This is a genomic window from Nocardia thraciensis (assembly GCF_054782435.1).
In genome coordinates, this window is the sequence record NZ_BAAGSM010000040.1 from 133967 (window position 1) to 151124 (window position 17158).

General features: G+C 68.2%; 19 protein-coding genes and 3 pseudogenes. 13 read left to right on the forward strand and 9 right to left on the reverse strand.

Annotated elements, in window-relative coordinates; translation table 11 throughout:
* Positions 1-32 precede the first annotated feature (32 nt).
* The 4 genes and pseudogenes from ACYVLQ_RS26890 to ACYVLQ_RS26905 form a co-directional block, all read left to right on the forward strand.
* On the forward strand, positions 33-743 hold the full coding sequence (locus tag ACYVLQ_RS26890; protein ID WP_460700306.1) for a PIG-L deacetylase family protein: 711 nt from the start codon (positions 33-35) through the stop codon (positions 741-743).
* An 87-nt stretch (positions 744-830) separates the two neighbouring features.
* Positions 831-1994 (forward strand): glycosyltransferase, encoded by a 1164-nt coding sequence (locus ACYVLQ_RS26895; RefSeq protein WP_460700307.1) that lies wholly within the window; start codon positions 831-833, stop codon positions 1992-1994.
* A 67-nt stretch (positions 1995-2061) separates the two neighbouring features.
* Positions 2062-2256: a DUF3046 domain-containing protein gene (locus ACYVLQ_RS26900; RefSeq protein WP_460700308.1), complete on the forward strand. Its 195-nt coding sequence runs from the start codon at positions 2062-2064 to the stop codon at positions 2254-2256.
* A 21-nt stretch (positions 2257-2277) separates the two neighbouring features.
* Positions 2278-2373, forward strand: a pseudogene (locus ACYVLQ_RS26905) (pyridoxamine 5'-phosphate oxidase family protein); the annotation flags it as partial.
* A 22-nt stretch (positions 2374-2395) separates the two neighbouring features.
* On the opposite strand, the gene ACYVLQ_RS26910 reads toward ACYVLQ_RS26905, so the two are convergent.
* Positions 2396-3808, reverse strand: coding sequence for an MFS transporter (locus ACYVLQ_RS26910; protein ID WP_460700309.1), 1413 nt, complete (start codon positions 3806-3808; stop codon positions 2396-2398).
* Positions 3809-3906: 98 nt separating this feature from the next.
* On the opposite strand from ACYVLQ_RS26910, the gene ACYVLQ_RS26915 reads away from it, so the two are divergent.
* The 5 genes and pseudogenes from ACYVLQ_RS26915 (at position 3907) to ACYVLQ_RS26935 (ending at position 7856) form a co-directional block, all read left to right on the forward strand.
* Complete coding sequence (locus ACYVLQ_RS26915; RefSeq protein ID WP_460700310.1) at positions 3907-4944, forward strand: Lrp/AsnC family transcriptional regulator; 1038 nt, start codon at positions 3907-3909, stop codon at positions 4942-4944.
* Positions 4945-5045: 101 nt separating this feature from the next.
* Positions 5046-5675 (forward strand): hypothetical protein, encoded by a 630-nt coding sequence (locus ACYVLQ_RS26920; protein ID WP_460700311.1) that lies wholly within the window; start codon positions 5046-5048, stop codon positions 5673-5675.
* A 129-nt stretch (positions 5676-5804) separates the two neighbouring features.
* A complete protein-coding gene (gene recA, locus ACYVLQ_RS26925) occupies positions 5805-6848 on the forward strand; it encodes a recombinase RecA (protein ID WP_068032606.1) in 1044 nt (347 codons plus the stop codon).
* Between the two features lie 183 nt (positions 6849-7031).
* Positions 7032-7592 (forward strand): annotated as a pseudogene (gene recX, locus ACYVLQ_RS26930) (recombination regulator RecX); the annotation flags it as partial.
* Positions 7593-7652: 60 nt separating this feature from the next.
* Positions 7653-7856 (forward strand): hypothetical protein, encoded by a 204-nt coding sequence (locus ACYVLQ_RS26935; RefSeq protein ID WP_460700356.1) that lies wholly within the window; start codon positions 7653-7655, stop codon positions 7854-7856.
* 40 nt (positions 7857-7896) lie between these two features.
* Here the strand turns inward: ACYVLQ_RS26935 and ACYVLQ_RS26940 are convergent, their stop codons facing one another.
* Genes ACYVLQ_RS26940 through ACYVLQ_RS26950 form a run of 3 tightly spaced genes read right to left on the reverse strand, consistent with a single transcriptional unit; the run spans position 7897 to position 9553 of the window.
* Entirely contained in the window at positions 7897-8730 is an 834-nt protein-coding gene (locus ACYVLQ_RS26940) for a helix-turn-helix domain-containing protein (RefSeq protein ID WP_460700312.1), read from the reverse strand.
* Positions 8727-9269 carry a DUF6879 family protein gene (locus ACYVLQ_RS26945; RefSeq protein ID WP_460700313.1) on the reverse strand — a complete coding sequence of 181 codons (543 nt, stop codon included), beginning with the start codon at positions 9267-9269 and terminating at the stop codon, positions 8727-8729. The genes ACYVLQ_RS26940 and ACYVLQ_RS26945 overlap by 4 nt, the downstream gene beginning before the upstream one ends.
* The gene (locus tag ACYVLQ_RS26950) at positions 9260-9553 is read right to left on the reverse strand and encodes a hypothetical protein (RefSeq protein ID WP_460700314.1); all 294 of its coding nucleotides are present in this window, start codon (positions 9551-9553) and stop codon (positions 9260-9262) included. The genes ACYVLQ_RS26945 and ACYVLQ_RS26950 overlap by 10 nt, the downstream gene beginning before the upstream one ends.
* Before the next feature lie 242 nt (positions 9554-9795).
* Between ACYVLQ_RS26950 and ACYVLQ_RS26955 the strand changes: the two genes are divergently transcribed.
* Positions 9796-9954 carry a hypothetical protein gene (locus ACYVLQ_RS26955; protein WP_460700315.1) on the forward strand — a complete coding sequence of 53 codons (159 nt, stop codon included), beginning with the start codon at positions 9796-9798 and terminating at the stop codon, positions 9952-9954.
* 80 nt (positions 9955-10034) lie between these two features.
* Positions 10035-10208: pseudogene (locus tag ACYVLQ_RS26960) on the forward strand (CocE/NonD family hydrolase); the annotation flags it as partial.
* A gap of 54 nt (positions 10209-10262) precedes the next feature.
* Here the strand turns inward: ACYVLQ_RS26960 and ACYVLQ_RS26965 are convergent.
* From ACYVLQ_RS26965 to ACYVLQ_RS26980, 4 genes are all read right to left on the reverse strand, one after another.
* A complete protein-coding gene (locus ACYVLQ_RS26965) occupies positions 10263-11156 on the reverse strand; it encodes an amino acid ABC transporter permease (RefSeq protein WP_460700316.1) in 894 nt (297 codons plus the stop codon).
* Positions 11153-11830, reverse strand: coding sequence for an amino acid ABC transporter permease (locus tag ACYVLQ_RS26970; protein ID WP_460700357.1), 678 nt, complete (start codon positions 11828-11830; stop codon positions 11153-11155). The genes ACYVLQ_RS26965 and ACYVLQ_RS26970 overlap by 4 nt, the downstream gene beginning before the upstream one ends.
* Positions 11831-11926: 96 nt before the next feature.
* Positions 11927-12760 carry a glutamate ABC transporter substrate-binding protein gene (locus ACYVLQ_RS26975; protein WP_460700317.1) on the reverse strand — a complete coding sequence of 278 codons (834 nt, stop codon included), beginning with the start codon at positions 12758-12760 and terminating at the stop codon, positions 11927-11929.
* 43 nt (positions 12761-12803) lie between these two features.
* Positions 12804-13532, reverse strand: coding sequence for an amino acid ABC transporter ATP-binding protein (locus ACYVLQ_RS26980; RefSeq protein ID WP_460700358.1), 729 nt, complete (start codon positions 13530-13532; stop codon positions 12804-12806).
* A gap of 330 nt (positions 13533-13862) precedes the next feature.
* Between ACYVLQ_RS26980 and miaB the strand changes: the two genes are divergently transcribed.
* Together miaB and ACYVLQ_RS26990 are read left to right on the forward strand one after the other, a co-directional pair.
* The gene (miaB, locus tag ACYVLQ_RS26985) at positions 13863-15344 is read left to right on the forward strand and encodes a tRNA (N6-isopentenyl adenosine(37)-C2)-methylthiotransferase MiaB (protein ID WP_460700359.1); all 1482 of its coding nucleotides are present in this window, start codon (positions 13863-13865) and stop codon (positions 15342-15344) included.
* Between the two features lie 593 nt (positions 15345-15937).
* Positions 15938-16531 (forward strand): Rv2732c family membrane protein, encoded by a 594-nt coding sequence (locus tag ACYVLQ_RS26990; protein ID WP_460700360.1) that lies wholly within the window; start codon positions 15938-15940, stop codon positions 16529-16531.
* Positions 16532-16748: 217 nt separating this feature from the next.
* Here ACYVLQ_RS26990 and ACYVLQ_RS26995 read toward each other — a convergent pair whose 3' ends face one another.
* Positions 16749-17150, reverse strand: coding sequence for a nitroreductase family deazaflavin-dependent oxidoreductase (locus tag ACYVLQ_RS26995; protein ID WP_460700318.1), 402 nt, complete (start codon positions 17148-17150; stop codon positions 16749-16751).
* Positions 17151-17158 lie beyond the last annotated feature (8 nt).

Below are 17158 nucleotides of genomic sequence, written 5' to 3' on the forward strand. Positions count from 1 at the left end.
GCCCGACTACCGCGGACTGCTTCAATGGCGGGATGGAGCAGCTTCCCGAGGACTGGCGGCGCGGCCTGGTGATCGTCGCGCATCCCGACGACATCGAATACGGCGCGGCGGCGGCCGTCGCGCGCTGGACCAGGCAGGGCAAGGACATCCGGTATGTCCTGGTCACCAGCGGGGAGGCCGGAATCGCCGGGTTGCCGCCCGCCGAATCCGGACCGCTGCGGGAGGCGGAGGAGATCGCCTCGGCGAAGGTGGTCGGGGTGTCGGAGGTGGAGTTCCTGGGCTACCCCGACGGGCGCGTCGAGGAATCGCTGGCGCTGCGGCGGGATCTGGCGGCGGCGATCCGGCGGCATCGGCCGGAGCTGGTGGTGCTGTCGTATTTCGGCGACGCGTGGGGTTCCGGCTTCGCCAACAGCGCCGACCACCGCGCGGTGGGGCGCGCCGGTCTGGACGCGGTCTCCGACGCGGGCAACGAGTGGATCTTCCCCGAACTGGCCGACCTGCCGATCTGGTCGCCGCGCTGGGCCGCGGTGCTGGGGCCGGCCGCCACGCACGCCGTCGACGTCACCGACACCTTCGAGGTGGCGGTGGAATCCCTCGCCGCCCACGACCGCTACCTGTCGGCCCTGAGCCCCGAGCCGGTCGCCGACCAGGCACGCGCCGTCATCGAGATGACGACCGCGCCGAGGGAGGGCTTCCCCGCCGAGCGAGCCGTGGGTTTCGAGCTGTACTACTTCGCCGGATAGCCCCGCCCGGGATCGGTGGTTGTGAAAGGTGGGTAGTCCAGGGGCATCCGCGCGGGCGCGCGACCCGGATGTGGCACCCTGGGGCTCATGCGAGTGGCTGTCGTCGCGGGCCCCGACCCCGGTCATGCGTTCCCGGCTATGGCGCTGTGCCTGCGATTTCTCGCGGTGGGCGACGAACCGGTGCTGTTCACCGCGCCCGTCTGGTTCGACGCCGCCCGCGCGGCGGGCATCGGGGTGCGGCGGCTGAAGGGGCTGGCGCCGCGCCCGGAGGACGACGACGGCGATGCCGGTCGGCGGATCCACGAGCGCGCCGCGCACATCTCCTCGGAGATCCTGCCCGAACTGAGCGCGATGCTTCCCGAACTGGTGGTGTCGGACATTCTGACGGCGGGGGGCGGCATGGCCGCCGAACGGCTCGGCGTGCCGTGGGTGGAGCTGTCTCCGCACCCGCTGTACCTGCCGTCGAAGGCGTTGCCTCCCATCGGAAGTGGTCTCGCGCCGGGGGAGGGGCTGCGCGGCCGCGCCCGGGACGCGGTGCTGCGCGGTATGACGGCTCGGGCGATCCACCGCGGGGACCGGCAGCGCGCTCAGGCCCGTATGGGCGTGGGTCTGCCCGAGCACGATCCGGGCCCGGACGCGCGGCTGATCGCGACCCTGCCCGCCCTGGAGCTGCCGCGGCCGGACTGGCCGGACGACGCGCACGTGGTCGGCCCGCTGCTGTGGGAGCCCACCGACGACGTGCTGCCCGTGCCGCCCGGCGACCAACCCCTCGTCATGGTGGCGCCGTCGACGGCGCACACGGGCGTGCAGGACATGGCCGAGGGCGTGCTGCAGGCCCTCGACGGCGCCGGTGTGCGGGCGGCGGTGTCGATGATTCATACACCTCCGGAGCAGGTTCCGCACTGGGCCACCGCGGGTTTGGGTCGGCAGGACGAACTGCTCCGGCACGCCGACGTGGTGGTTGGCGGCGGCGGGCACGGCCTGCTGGCGAAATCCCTGCTGGCCGGAGTGCCGATCGTCACCGTTCCCGGCGGGGGCGACCAGTGGGAGCTGGCCAATCGTGCTGCCCGGCAAGGGAGTTCGGTCGTAGTGCGGCCGTTCACCGGCGAAGCGGTGCGGGCGGCGGTGCGACAGGTGCTCGACGATCCGTCGTACCGGGCTGCCGCGCGGGCCGCCGCGGCGACGGTGTCCGATGTCGCCGATCCGATCGACATCTGCCGCCGCGTGCTCGACACGGCGCGTGCGCGATGAGAACGAGCCCTCCGATCCGGCCTACGCGGACACGAACAGCGTCGAGGCGGCAGGTACCCTCGATCCAGTGCGATTGACTGACTTCCGGGAAATGTTGCACGCCGAGTTCGGAGTGGTGCGCGGCGACTCCCTGCTGGCCGACCATGTGCTGCCGTCCATGGGCGGTCGCACCGGCGCCCAGGCCATCGAGGCCGGTGTCGATCCCCGCGACGTCTGGCGTGCGTTGTGCGCCGAATTCGACGTTCCGCGCACCCGCTGGTGACTCAGGTTCTCCGGGCGTAGTGGCGGGCGGCCCGTGCTTTCGCCCACGCGGCTGCGCTGGCCCGACTATCGCGGCAACTCCATGTTCATCACCCTGGGCAATATCGCCACGATCCCCGGTCAAATCCGACGGTCTGAGATCAGGCGACCGGGACCTCGTGTCCGGTGGCCTCGGGCGCGGCCGGTACCCGCGTCCGGCGGTGGAACAGGGCGAAGGCGATGATTCCGAGCCCGATTCCGACCCCGCTCGCCACCGTCACGGCCGCGTCGAGGCCGTTGACGAACTGCGGCAGCGTGATTCGGTCGCCATCCCCGGCCGCGCTGCGGAAGACGGTGCCCAGCACCGCGACTCCCAGTGCCAGACCCAACTGTCGGGCGGTGTTCACCGCGCCCGCCGCGGTACCGCTCTGCTGCGGCGGCACGGCCGCCATCCCGACCGACATCAGCGCCGGTGCCATGACACCGACTCCCACGCCGACCACGATGTAGCCGAGTAGCAGTGCGGTCCAGGACGATCCGGTGTCGATGGCCGCGAGCAGGCCGGTGCCCGCGCCGATCACGACGAGACCGCCGCCGATGGTCCACTTGGGCGCGAGATCGTGCAGCAGTCGGCCGAAGACCCCCGACACCACGAAGGCGGTCGCCGCCAGCGGCAACATGGACAGACCGGCCTGCAGCGCCGTCAGACGCAACTGTTGCTGCAGCCACAGCGAGATCAGCGGGCTGGCCGCGAAGGCCGCGAAGTTGAAGCCGGTGGCCGCGATCATGGTCGCGCCGAATTCGCGGTGCCGCAGCAGCGCCAGCGGGAACATTGGCGCCGCGGTGCGCGATTCGATCAGGGCGAACGCCACCGCCGCGACCACTCCGGCGAGCAGCGATGTGATCGCCTGCGCATCCGCCCAGCCGTGCTCGCCGCCGCGGATGACGCCGTAGGTGACCGCCGTCGCCGCCGCCGCGAACGCCACCATGCCCGCCACATCGATCCGGCGCTCCGCATGCCGCGCCGACGGCCCGAACACCAAGGCGGACAACGCGATCGTGACCGCGGCGATCGGCAGGTTCACGAAGAAGATCCACCGCCACGACAGCAGATCGGTCAGCACTCCGCCGAGCACCACGCCGATGCCCGCCGCCGCGCCCGCCACCGCACCCCAGGCGCCGAAGGCGACGCCGCGTTCGCGGCCGGTGTAGGTGGCATGCAGCAACGACAGCGTGGTCGCGAACATCGCCGCACCGCCGACGCCCTGAAGTGCCCGCGCCGCGACGAGAATCGCCGACGACTCCGCGATCCCGCAGGCCAGCGAGGCGATCGCGAATACGACCAGCCCGGCCAGATAGGTCGGCTTCGCGCCGATCCGGTCGGCCAGCGACCCGAGCACCAGCAGCAGCGCCGCCAACGCCAGGGCGTACCCGTCGACGACCCACTGCAATCCGGACAGCCCGGTGCCGAGGTCGGCGGCGATGTCGGGCAGCGCCACGTTGACGATGGTGACGTCGATGAGCAGTATCAGCGTGCCGAGGCACGCCGCGAACAAGGGGAGCCATTTTCGCATGGCGACCTCCAAGTAGTGAGCGAACGATATCGACGCCAAGCGTGCGGCATGCTTGAATATCTACCTACCCAGCCGCCTATGGACGTTGGAATCCGACTATGGACCTCGAAGAGATCAATGAATCCTCCGTCCTGGATCTGCTCGACAAGCAGATCCTGCACGGCCTGGTCACCGACCCCCGTATTCCGTTCGCGCGGCTCGCCGCGATCCTCGGTGTCTCCGAACAGACGGTGGCGCGGCGCTACCGATCGCTGCGCCAGCGCGACATGCTCCACATCTCCGGGCTGGTGAACGCGGTGCCGCTGGGCAGCACCCGCTGGATGCTGCGGCTGCGGTCCACGCCCGACAAGGCGCTGCGGCTGGCCGAGTCGCTGGCCAGGCTGCCCGATGTGAGCTGGGTGACGCTGCTGTCGACCGGTTCCGAGGTGACGTGCGTGAGCCGACCGCGGTCGGGCGATCAGCGAGATCGGTTGCTGCTCAACACCCTTCCGCGGGCCAGCCAGGTGAGCGGGATGTCGGCCTACGAGATCATGTATCGGTTCCCGCTGGACGAGGAGTGGCCGCGCCACGGCCGCCTCCTCACCGCGTGGCAGCGAGAGGAGTTGGGACCGGAACGCGGGTGCGGCAGCGATGCCGGACCGGAGGTGGCGGTCGATCTGTCGGCGGGCGACGAGGTCATGTTGGCCGTGCTCGCCCGGGACGGGCGCGCCTCGTATGCCCAGCTGGCGGCCGAAACCGGTTGGAGCGCAACTCGGGTCGCACGGCGGATGGCGGAGCTCGAGCAGGCCGGAGTGCTGTATTTCGATCTCGATTTCGCGATCGAGCGGATGGGTTACGCGACGCGGGCGATGCTGTGGCTGCGCGTGCGTCCCGGCGAACTCGACGCGGTCGGGCGCGCACTCGCGACGCATCCGGAGACCACCTTCGTCGCGGCCACCACCGGGTCGACGAATCTGCTGAACTCGGTCGTCTGCCGCGATATCGCGCACCTGTACCGCTACGTCACCGAGCGGCTGGGTCAGCTGGACGGCATCACCGACATCGAGATCACCCCGGCGCTGCGGGTGCTCAAACAGGCGCAGGCGTTGCTGCACACCGACCGCGTCACCCTGGTGCCGCAGGCGAGTCGCGCCTGAGCTTGCGGTACCGGCACCCCGTCGGCTCTGGTGTGATATTTTCGGGATAACTCCGTAATCTATTCGTGACTTGCTCCCGAGTGTAGGTGGTGGTCGGCGTCGTGCCTGGTCAACATCGCAAACCCGCTACCGGTCGGAGTCCGAACCTGCCGACGGTCGGTGCTATCGCCGTCGTCGCCGTTGTCGTCGCCATCGTCTGGATCGTGACCCGGCCGAGTTCGGCCGCCGAGGATGCCGCAGCGATCGAATCGCTGTCCGCGGTCGGCGCGCACTCGTCCCCGGCGCCCGCCCCGCCGCAGGCCCGGGTCGCACCGGCGCTCCCGGCGGCAGCCGGTGACGGCCCGCTGCTGGCCAAGCAGGCCCGGCAGTACTCCCTGTGCCCGACCGAACTCGCCGGGACTCGCCCCCACGTGGCGCAGGTGGGCCACCTGATCGGCAAGACCTTCGCCGTCGCCGAGATCGGTGGCGCCGAGGGGCGCGGCAACGACGACCACGGCGCCGGTCTGGCGCTGGACTTCATGATCGCCGATGCCGCGCAGGGCGATGCGATCGCGGATTTCGTCCTGGCCGACAAGGAGCGCCTCGGCGTGAACTACGTGATCTGGCGGCAGCGGCACAACGACGGCGGCGGCTGGTCGGTCATGGAGGACCGCGGCGGCTCGACCGCCAATCACTACGACCATGTCCACGTGTCCTTCGATCCTGCCGCCGCGGTGAACCTCATCTGCTGATCTCCGGGCGCGTCGCTTGCCTCGAACACGTGTTCGTCTAAGCTGTGCGGCAGAACTTGTCGGTGCCGCCCTCTAACGTGGGCGCCAACCACATAACGAGACGCACCCGTCCAGAAGGGGAACCAGACGATGGCACCACAGGCTTACGACCGCGACAAGGCGCTCGAACTCGCACTGGCGCAGGTCGAGAAGAGCTTCGGCAAGGGCGCCGTGATGCGCCTGGGAGAGGAAGCGCGCCAGCCCATCTCGGTCATCCCCACGGGGTCGATCGCGCTGGATGTGGCACTGGGCCTGGGCGGCCTGCCGCGCGGTCGGATCATCGAGGTCTACGGCCCGGAGTCCTCGGGTAAGACCACCGTCGCCCTGCACGCGGTGGCCAATGCGCAGGCGGCGGGCGGCGTCGCGGCGTTCATCGACGCGGAGCACGCGCTCGATCCCGACTACGCCCGCAAGCTCGGCGTCGACACCGACGCGCTGCTGGTCTCCCAGCCCGACACCGGTGAGCAGGCGCTCGAAATCGCCGACATGCTGGTCCGTTCCGGCGCCATCGACATCATCGTCATCGACTCGGTGGCCGCGCTGGTACCGCGCGCCGAGATCGAGGGCGAGATGGGCGACAGCCACGTCGGCCTGCAGGCCCGCCTGATGAGCCAGGCGCTGCGCAAGATGACCAGCGCGCTCAACAACTCCGGCACCACGGCCATCTTCATCAACCAGCTGCGCGAGAAGATCGGCGTCATGTTCGGCTCGCCCGAGACCACCACGGGCGGTAAGGCGCTGAAGTTCTACGCCTCGGTGCGCCTGGACGTGCGCCGCATCGAGACGCTGAAGGACGGCAGCGACGCGGTCGGCAACCGCACCCGCGTCAAGGTCGTCAAGAACAAGGTCTCGCCGCCGTTCAAGCAGGCCGAGTTCGACATCCTCTACGGCCACGGCATCTCCAAGGAGGGTTCGCTCATCGATATGGGCGTCGAGCACGGCTTCGTCCGCAAGTCCGGCTCCTGGTACACCTACGAGGGCGACCAGCTCGGCCAGGGCAAGGAGAACGCCCGCAAGTTCCTCCTCGAGAACCACGACGTGCGCGACGAGATCGAGAAGAAGATCAAGGAAAAGCTCGGCATCGGAGCAGATGTCACCGCAGACGCGGGCGCCGAGGCGCCCGTCGACTTCTAACCGATGCCAGACCGGGACGCGCTGGGGTCCGATCCTGTGCAGGACCCCGGCGCGACTCGGCTCGAGGCGGTGGAACGGCTGCGCCAACAGCTGGAGGGTGGCGGCCAGGCTCCCGATCCTGCTCGTGGCCGCCGTCGGCCGAAACGCGCGAAATCGAGCGGGGATGGGCCACTGGGGGAGGAACTGGCCGCAACCGGTCCGCCGGATGACGACGAGGCGCGCGGTCGACGCCGCGGGCGTAGGAGGCGGGGCGAGAAGTCTGGTTCGGTGCCCGAGGGTGGTGGCACCGAGGCGCAGGCCAAGGATGTCTGCCTCCGCTTGCTGACCGATCGGGCGCGGAGCAGATCAGAGCTGGCGGATAAGTTGGCGGCCAAGGGATTTACTCCCGATGTCGCCGAGCGGGTCTTGAACCGGCTCGCGGAGGTTGGGCTCATCGATGATGCCGCCTTCGCCGAGCAGTGGGTGCATTCCCGCCACACCTACTCCGGCAAAGGCAAGAAGGCGATCGCCCAGGAACTGCGCCGCAAGGGCGTGGCGTCCGCCGACGCCGAACCCGCCCTCGCCTCCGTCACCGCCGAGGACGAAAACGTCCGTGCCGCCGAACTGGTCCGCCGCACACTCAACTCGCTCCCCGCTCACCTCACCCGCGACAAGGCAATGAGCCGCCTGGTCGGCATGCTTGCCCGCCGCGGCTACAACCCATCTACCGCCTACACCGTGGTGAAGGCGGAACTGTCGGACATCGAGTTCGACGACAGCACAGCAGATTCGGCCCGCAACGCGTCGAAATCACTCGATATCGGAGTGGTCCCTGCCGACCACAACCCCGCGGACGACCACGACAGCGCCGCCGAACTGGTCCGCCGCAAACTCCGCACCATGCCCCGAAACCTGGACCGCGAGAAGACAATCCGCCGCCTGGTCGGCATGCTTGCCCGCCGCGGCTACAACCAGTCCACGGCCTACACGGTGGTGAAGGAGGAACTCGCCGCCGAGCCAGGCGAGTAGCACGCACCGTCCGAGGCCTGCGGCTGCCAATTCGGTCGGGTCAGGTGGTCTGTAAGATGTTGTCTATCAAGGTGTTTGCGTTGGCGCCGTGGATCGCGACCCTGTTCATGGCTGCGAAAGTGTCCTCGTAGATGGCGATTTCGCTGGGTCTGGTCACGGTGAGTTCCGCGGAGATGGTTTCGACCGTGACCGAGGAGCGGTCGAACATGGTGAATCCGTGTGTGGGGCATACCCATCGGGCGGCCATCGGGATCACGCCCAGGGACAGGCGGGGGTTGGCGAGGTCGTCGATCAAGTGGGTCAGTTGTTCGCGCATCACGGGTGCGCCGCCGACCGTTCGCCGGAGGGCGGCCTCATGTACCAGGAATGCGAAGCGTCGGTCGCCGGTGCGCAGCACCGCTCGGTTGGCGGTGCGTTGGCGGACGGCGGCGTCGACGTCGTCACGAACGCCGGGGAGCACGCTCAAGCATCCGGTCAGGATCGCCCGCGCGTAGGCCTCGGTCTGCAGGATGCCGGGGATGATGGATTCCTCGAACCACCGGATATGCCGGGCATCCCGGAACTCCTGCCCGATCTGCCGCTGCGCGTGGGCGTGCCCCGCGGTGAGCGTGCGCCGCCATTCCAGATACATCGACCGCAGGTTCCGCAACGAGGCGACCAGGTCGTCGTACACGAGCGTGTTGTCCACCGCCCGGCACCACGCCAACAGGTCCGCCTCGGAGGGGCGGCGCCTGCCGTTCTCGATATGCGACACCTTCGTCGGGTGCCAGCCGCACCCGGTGGCGAGTTGCCTGCCGGTCAGCCGGGCGTCCCTGCGAAGCTCACGCAGGCGAGCCCCGAGGGCCGCCTGCGCCTGTGCGACGACATCGCTCACCGCAGGGCGAACTCGCTGTTCGCGAATCGAGCGTGATCGATGCCCTGTGGCCACAGCCGATCCCATGCCTCGACGCATACCTTCGCGACCGCGGGGTCCGCGCTTACCGCGAGCCCGGTATACGCGTCGTTGTCATCGAACGTGGTGAACCCGGCCGTATTTCGGTCGAACAGCCACCAATCGTCCAGTGGCACCGGCCCTTCCGCCCGATCTCTCGGAAGCCAACGGATCTCCTCACCCGCCGCGATGTTGTGCGTGCTCGTCGCGACGAGCCACCGGATGTACTCGCTGGGCGGAATCGACACGATGCGCAGCCGGGTCACGGTCACGCCGCGGGCTGCGAGGGTGCGCACGAGGCTCGTCCATTCGCGGTCGGCCTCGGTTTCGACGACGCGGCCGTCCGCTCGCCAGGCCCGGAACGCGTCGGCCTCCTCGGACACGGCATAGTTGTCGCGGACCTCCAGATGCCGTGCCGAATGGTGTGCCGCGAGAAAGAGACCGGTGAAGGAGTCGTCGTTGCCCGCCGCGATTACTCGCATAGGTGCACCTCCACTGCCGTTTCATCGCCCCCGAGGATCAGTTGCTGCATGATCTCCGCGCTCGCCGGAGCCCCGCGCACGATGATCTTGCCGGGAATGTCCGTGGCGTCCACCGTGATTCGCATACCGGGCTCCACCCAGTCCAGCAGGACGTGCGGCACGGTGACGGCGGCCGCCCCGCGCTCGCCGGTGCCCTGTACCACCAGGCCGCCCGATTCGGTCTCGTACAGGCAGGGGCACGTCTTGTTCCCGGATCCAGAGCCGAGAAGACGCAGACTTGTCATCGAGGGCACTCCTTTACGGGGATCCAACCAGGACCTCGTAATCTTCCCAGCTCGCGGCCACGGTGACCACCGATTCGTCGTCAACTTTTGTCAACTCTGTGGCTTGCGCCCGCGGGCGTTCCTAGCGTGGGAACAGGCACCCGGGATCGGCGGAAAGGACCTGGCTCCGGGTCGCCGCACCAACGGCGGTCAGGAGTCGCGATGGAGTGGCGCACAAGAGTTTCGAGCCAGACGGAGGCGTCGTGAATTGGCTCGGTTGGCAGGTCGGTCTGCTCCTCGTGACCGGTATTCCATTGGGCGTCTTGATAATCGCGGTCTGCTGGCCGCAGCGGACGCCGAAAGACCGGTCCGTGCGGGCAATCCGCGAGCGGATCGACAACGAGGACGCGGGCGGCGATTGAGGCGTTCCCGTGGCCGCACCGCTTCCGCTACCGAGGAGCTTCTTCAGCCCGCGCGAACACCGCGACGACGAGGTGCTGGAATGGATCCGCGGATAGCCCTGGTGCAACGCCCTCTCGCGCTGACCGGCATCTCCTACGGCGGGATCGCGGCGCTGAGCGCCGCGGCACAACGGCACGAAGAGCTCGACGCGGTCTTCGCGATCGTCGCCGGTGAGGATCCGGTCCGCGAACTCGGTCTCACCGGCGGCGTGCCCACCGCGGCCACGGCGCTGTGGATGGCGGCGGCCCGGATCGACACATCGATGAAATTATCGCGACTTGGTCAGATCCATGCCCGGCGCCGCGTCGGTGAGGGCCGCGGCGGCCGGAACGACAGCGCGCCCCTTCTTACGCGACCGCAGGCGCCGCTCCAGCCAGGTGGCGAAGCTGGTCAGCGACCAGTTCAGCGCGATCATGACGACGGCGACGACGATCAGCGACGGCACGGTGTTCTGCTCGGCCGCGCCGAGCTGCTGACCTTGCCGCACGATCTCCTGGTAGGTGATCTGGTAGCCGAGCGCCGTATCCTTCAGCGCCACCACCATCTGCGACACGATCGCGGGCAGCATCGCCGTGATCGCCTGCGGCAGCAGGATCATCCGCATCAACTGGACCTTGCGCATGCCCAGCGCCACCGCCGCCTCGGACTGGCCCTTGGGCAGCGAGCGGATGCCCGAGCGCACGATCTCCGCGATGACCGAGCCGTTGTAGACCGTCAGCGCGATCACCACCGCGGTCAGCGCGTACTGGCTGGAGTCGGTGAGGTCGTACTTGGCGATCACCGCGTACAGGAAGATCATCAGGATCAGCACCGGGATGGCCCGGGCGAACTCGACGATCGCCCCCGCCACGATCCGCACGCTGCGATGGTCCGACAGCCGCAGCAGGCCGAAGATCATGCCGATGATCAGTGCGAACACGATCGACAGCACGGCCGCCACGATGGTGCCGCGCAGACCCGGCAGGATGTAGGTCTCCCACACCTCCGCGTCCACGAACGGTTTCCACTTGTCGGCGGTGAGCTGGCCCTTGTTTCCGAGGGCGTCGATGACCAGCCACACCGCCGCGACGATCACGGCGGCGACCAGCACCGAGTAGAGGTTGTGACGTACCCGCGCCTTCGGCCCGGGCGCGTCGAAGAGGACGGAGGCGCCCGAGCTCATCGCTTCACCTCGAATTTCTGTGCCAGCCAACCGAAGACGAACCCGGTGGGGAGAGTCAGGATCACGAAGCCGAGGGCGAAGATCGCGCCGATGGCCAGGACGTCGGCCTCGGTCTCGATCATCTCCGCCATCAGCAGGGCGGCCTCGGCCACACCGATCGCGGCGGCGATGGTGGAGTTCTTGGTCAGCGCGATCAGCACGCTGCCCAGTGGTGCGATCACCGACCGGAACGCCTGCGGCAGCACGATATAGCGCAGGTTCTGGCCGAAGGTCAGACCGAGCGAGCGGCCCGCCTCGGACTGGCCCATCGGCACCGTATTGATGCCGGACCGGATCGACTCACAGACGAAAGCCGCTGTGTAGATTGACAATCCGAGTACGGCGTAGCGGAAGTTGTTGGTGGGCAGGAAGTCCAGCCCGCTGCTCTCGCTGGCCAGCTTGACGCCGAGGGTGGTGTAGATGCCGAGCGAGCAGAACACCAGGATCAGCGTCAGCGGCGTATTGCGGAAGATGGTCACGTACGCCGTGCCGACCCAGCGTGCCACCGGCACCGGCGAGACCCGCATGGCGGCCACGATGGTGCCGAGGACCAGTGCCCCGACAGCCGACAGCAGGGTCAGCTTGATGGTCATCCAGAATGCGTCGAGCAACTGGTCTTGGTATCGGGAGATCATGTCGAACACGGCGGACGTGTCCCTCCGATCGTCATGGAGTGAATCTTTTGGGGCGAGGGGCGATCCGGGAAGGACCGCCCCTCGGACGAGTGCGAATCAGTAGCGGTCGACCTGCGGCGGCGCGGCCGGTTCGAAGCCGGTGCCCGCGAAGTTCTTGTCGATCGCGGCCTTCCACGAGCCGTCGTTGACCATCGCCTCGATCGCGTCGTTGATCTTGCCGCGCGACTCGGTGTCGCCCTTCTTCACGCCGATGCCGTACTTCTCGGTGGTGAACGGCTTGCCCACCAGCTTCAGTTGGCCCGGGTTCTGCGCGGCGAACCCGGCCAGGATGATGTCGTCGGTGGTCAGCGCGTCGACCGCGTTCGACTTCAGCGCCTCCACGCACAGCGCGTAGGTGTCGTACTCCTGCAGCTGCACGTCGTTGGCGTACTTCTTCTGGATGTTCTGCGCGGGGGTGGAACCCTTCACCGAGCACAGCTTCTTGCCGCCGGTCAGCGACTCCGGGCCGGTGATGGAGGTGTTGTCCGCACGCACCAGCAGACCCTGGCCCGCGATGTAGTACGGCCCGCCGAAGTCGACCTTCTCCTTGCGCTGGTCGGTGATCGAGTAGGTGCCGACCACGAAGTCGACCTGCCCGTTCTGGATCAGCGTCTCGCGCTGGGGGGTGGGCGCCTCCTTGAACGTGATCTTGTCCTCCGAGACGCCCATCTTGCCCGCCACGTACTTGGCGACGTCGACGTCGAAACCGGAGAACGTACCGTCCTTGGTACGCAGGCCCATGCCGGGTTGGTCATATTTGATGCCGATGGTGAGCTTGCCGTCGGCGGCGTGCTCGGAGGCAGTCTTGGAACTGCCGCCACCACAGCCTGCCGCGACGATCGCGACGGCCAGGGCGCCTATGCCGAATTGCAGCGCACGGGTGATCCTCATCTAATTCCCTCTCTAAGGTGTGTACTCAGGTGGTCGCCACCGGTCAGTGGCTCAAGATCTTGCCGAGGAAATCCTTGGCGCGCTCGGATTCCGGCGCGGTGAAGAACGTTTCCGGGGCACGGTCCTCCACGATCTGGCCGTTGTCCATGAACAGCACCCGGTCGCCGGCACGGCGGGCGAAGCCCATCTCATGGGTGACCACGAGCATGGTCATCCCCTCCTTGGCCAAGGACACCATCACCTCGAGCACCTCGTTGACCATCTCAGGGTCGAGGGCGGAGGTGGGCTCGTCGAACAGCATCACCTTGGGGTTCATCGCCAGCGCGCGGGCGATGGCGACGCGCTGCTGTTGTCCGCCGGACAACTGGGCGGGATACTTCTCGGCCTGATTGGCGATGCCGACCCGCTCCAGCAGTTGCATGGCCTTCTCGTGCGCCCGCTTCTTGTCGATGCGGCGCACCTTGATCGGCGCCAGCATCACGTTCTCGAGGATGGTCTTGTGGGCGAACAGGTTGAACGACTGGAACACCATGCCGACGTCGGCGCGCAGCTTGGCCAGGCCGCGGCCCTCGGCGGGCAGTTCGACGCCGTCGATGGCGATGGCGCCGGAGTCTATGGGCTCCAGACGGTTGATGGTGCGGCACAGCGTCGACTTACCGGATCCGGACGGACCCAGGACGATCACGACCTGCCCCTTGGGCACCTCGAGATTGATGTCCTGCAGTACGTGCAGATCGCCGAAGTGCTTGTCCACATCGCGCATCGAGATCATCGGTGGCGCGGCGGCAGCGTCGGTGGCGGTGGTCGGCTCGGTGGCAGTGCCGGGTGTTGCGTCGGCAGCGTCGGTCATGAAAACAGACCCTAGAGCGAAAGTGCTGGAAATGCGCAATATTCGCAGATGCGTCGCACCGTTGCCTCCTGTCTTTAACCATCGCTTGACATCAGTGACCCGTATCACGCCCGGTCAGCCCCAGGTCGGCGGGGTCGTTCGGGGATTTCCGGCAGCCGATACCCTGGACGGGTGAATTCGTCTACGCAGGTTGGAGTACGTGTCGCCGGGCAGCGTTCCACCACTGACACCGCGGCGGGGCGGACCTACGAGGTGCGCACCTATGGCTGCCAGATGAACGTGCACGACTCCGAACGGCTGTCGGGCCTGCTCGAAGACGCCGGTTACGTCAAGGCCGCCGCGGGCGCGACCGCGGATCTGGTGGTGTTCAACACCTGTGCGGTGCGCGAGAACGCCGACAACAAGCTCTACGGCACGCTGGGGCATCTGGCCCCGGTGAAGGCCGAGCGGCCGGGTATGCAGATCGCCGTCGGCGGCTGCCTGGCGCAGAAGGACCGCGACACCGTGGTGCGCAAGGCGCCCTGGGTGGACGTCGTCTTCGGCACGCACAACATCGGGTCGCTGCCGGTGCTGCTGGAACGGGCCCGGCACAACGAACAGGCACAGGTCGAGATCCTGGAATCGCTGGAGGCGTTCCCGTCGACGCTGCCCGCCAAGCGGGAGTCGGCTTACGCCGGGTGGGTGTCGATCTCGGTGGGCTGCAACAACACCTGCACCTTCTGCATCGTTCCGTCGCTGCGCGGCAAGGAGGTGGACCGGCGTCCCGGCGATGTCCTGGCCGAGGTGCAGGCGCTGGTGGATCAGGGCGTGCTGGAGGTGACGCTGCTGGGGCAGAACGTCAATTCCTACGGCGTGAACTTCGCCGACGCGGGCGAGCATCGCGATCGTGGCGCGTTCGCGAAGTTGTTGCGTGCCTGCGGAGGTATCGACGGTCTGGAACGGGTCCGATTCACCTCACCGCATCCGGCGGAGTTCACCGATGACGTCATCGAGGCGATGGCGGAGACGCCGAACGTGTGCCCGCAGTTGCACATGCCGCTGCAGTCCGGCTCCGATCGCGTGCTCAAGGCGATGCGCCGTTCCTATCGCAAGGCCCGCTATCTCGGGATCATCGAGAAGGTGCGCGCCGCCATGCCGCACGCGGCCATCACCACCGACATCATCGTTGGCTTCCCTGGCGAGACCGAGGAGGATTTCCAGGAGACCCTGGACGTGGTACGGCAGGCGCGATTCACCAGCGCCTACACCTTCCAGTACTCGATCCGGCCCGGCACCCCGGCCGCGACGATGCCCGACCAGGTGCCCAAGGCCGTGGTGCAGGAGCGCTACGACCGGCTCGTCGCGCTGCAGGAGGAGGTGTCGCTGGCGGCCAACCGCGCTCTGGTCGGCACCGAGGTGGAACTGCTGGTCGCCGAGGGCGCGGGCAAGAAGAACGCCGCCACCGCCCGGATGAGCGGACGCGCCCGCGACGGCCGCCTCGTGCACTTCCGTCCGCCCGTCGACAACACGATCCGCCCCGGCGACATCGTCACAGTCGACATCACCGGCGCCGCCCCCCACCACCTGATCGCCGACAGCCCCGTCCACACCCACCGCCGCACCCGCGCCGGCGACGCCCACGAACGCGGCATCACCCCCAAAACTGCCCCCATAGGCGTCGGCCTCGGCCTCCCCACCATCGGCGCCCCCGCCCCGGTCGCCTCCGCCACCTGCGACACCGGCTGCGGCACATAACAACCCACCTCGGCCCGGTGCGACTCTCCTCTGATTTCCCGGCGTGCTTTCGGCGGGGATCTCGCAGTGGATTCCGGCCAAAAGCATGCCGGAATGACAGAGAAGGCATGCCGGGATGACAGAGAAGGCGTGCCGGGGTGACGGAGGTGGCGTGCCGGGGTGACGGAGGTGGAGTCGGTGGCCGGACCGATGTCGGGAGAATGGCACCCCCGCGGTGGCCGCTGCGAGTGTGTGAGACGGGCGGCCCGCGGGCAGCGCAAGAGCATCGGACTACGGTGAAGTCGCACGGAGGATGATCCGATATGGCGACGAAGCGGTGGTGACCGGTGGTTGATCGCAGCGAAGACGAGGCACGGCGGGAGAGCCCGGCCGAGCGCACAGAGGCGGGGCAGGGCGGTGGCGCGCATGCGGCGGGGGAGAACGGCGGCGTCGACCGCGGCGAGACGAGTTCCGAAACCGGCGACCCGCGGCCGGCGTCCACGGGTGACCGGTCGGCCGAGGTTGGTACGACGGGCGGTAGTATTCCGGTGGAGGGCGCGTCCGCGCGCGAGGGCGAATCAGCGGGCCAGGCCGCCGAGCCGAACGAGGAGCAGATGAACCCGGCCGAGACGAAGGTATTCGAAGAGTTCCGTGACGACCTCGAGGCCGTCGAGCGCAAGATCGCGGGCGAGATCGATCCGGGCGCGCGCGCCATGGTGGTGGCGGTGGCGGTGTTCGTGCTGCTGCTATCGCTGGTGCTGCCGCACGCCGGCGCCGCGCGCGGGCTGGACGCGTTGCTCTACGACGCCACCGCCCAGGCCGAGCACATCGGACTGCCGTCGCGAGTCTTCGAATGGTTCGTCGTCGTCTTCGGCATCGGATTCTCGTCCCTGGCGCTGGTCACCCGCCGGTGGGTGCTGGCCTGGATCGCGGTCGCCGGATCCGCCATCGCCAGCGTCTTCGGCGTGCTGTCGATCTGGCACCGCCAAACCCCCGGACTGGGCAACTACGAGGGCGCGGGCCCGGGCATCGGCCTGATCCTCGCCACCCTCGCGATCATCGTCCTGACCTTCCACTGGATCAAGGTCGTCTGGAGCCGCACCGCCTTGCACCTGGAGGCCGAGGAACAACGCCGCCAGGCCGCCGCGGAACGCGAAAAACACGAGCGCACCTGGCTCCGCGGCGACGACCCCAAGGACAAGCAGTAGCGGGTCATCCCGCTGGTCGATCAGGTGCGTGCCGCCGATGTCGATGCCGTGATCACGCGGTCGCCCAGTCATCTGGACGTAATCCAACCGCATGCGCTGATGTGCCTGGTGGACGTCGAAACTGCCACTCCCCGAATGAGTTTCGCTCGATGGGCGGCTTGCAGACACAGGCCAGCGTGCAGACGATTCAGGCGCGCCTCGGTCGGGGACCTACTACTCAGCGCTCCAGGGCGATTGCCGGAATAGTGCGCCCCGCCTTGGCCTCGTGGTCGGTGAAGAAGGGGTAGAGCTGCTTGATTTCCTGCCAGACCCTGTCGTAGTCGGCGCCCGTGAGCGGTCGGGCTGTGGCGGAATAGGTTTCGTCGCCGAGTTCGACTGTGACGGACGGGTTGGCGGTCAGGTTGAGATACCACTGCGGGTGGCGGGGTGCGCCCTGGTTGGAGGCGATCACCACGACTCGGTCGCCGTCGCGGTGGAACATCATCGGCGTCGTGTGTGGCGTTCCGGAGCGGCGGCCGGTGGTGGTGAGCAGTAGCAGGCGGTCGCGGTGCATGCCGTCGATCTCGCCGCCCGCGCGGAACTGCTCGATCACCCGCTTGTTGATCTCCTGGATGTCCATCTCGGAAA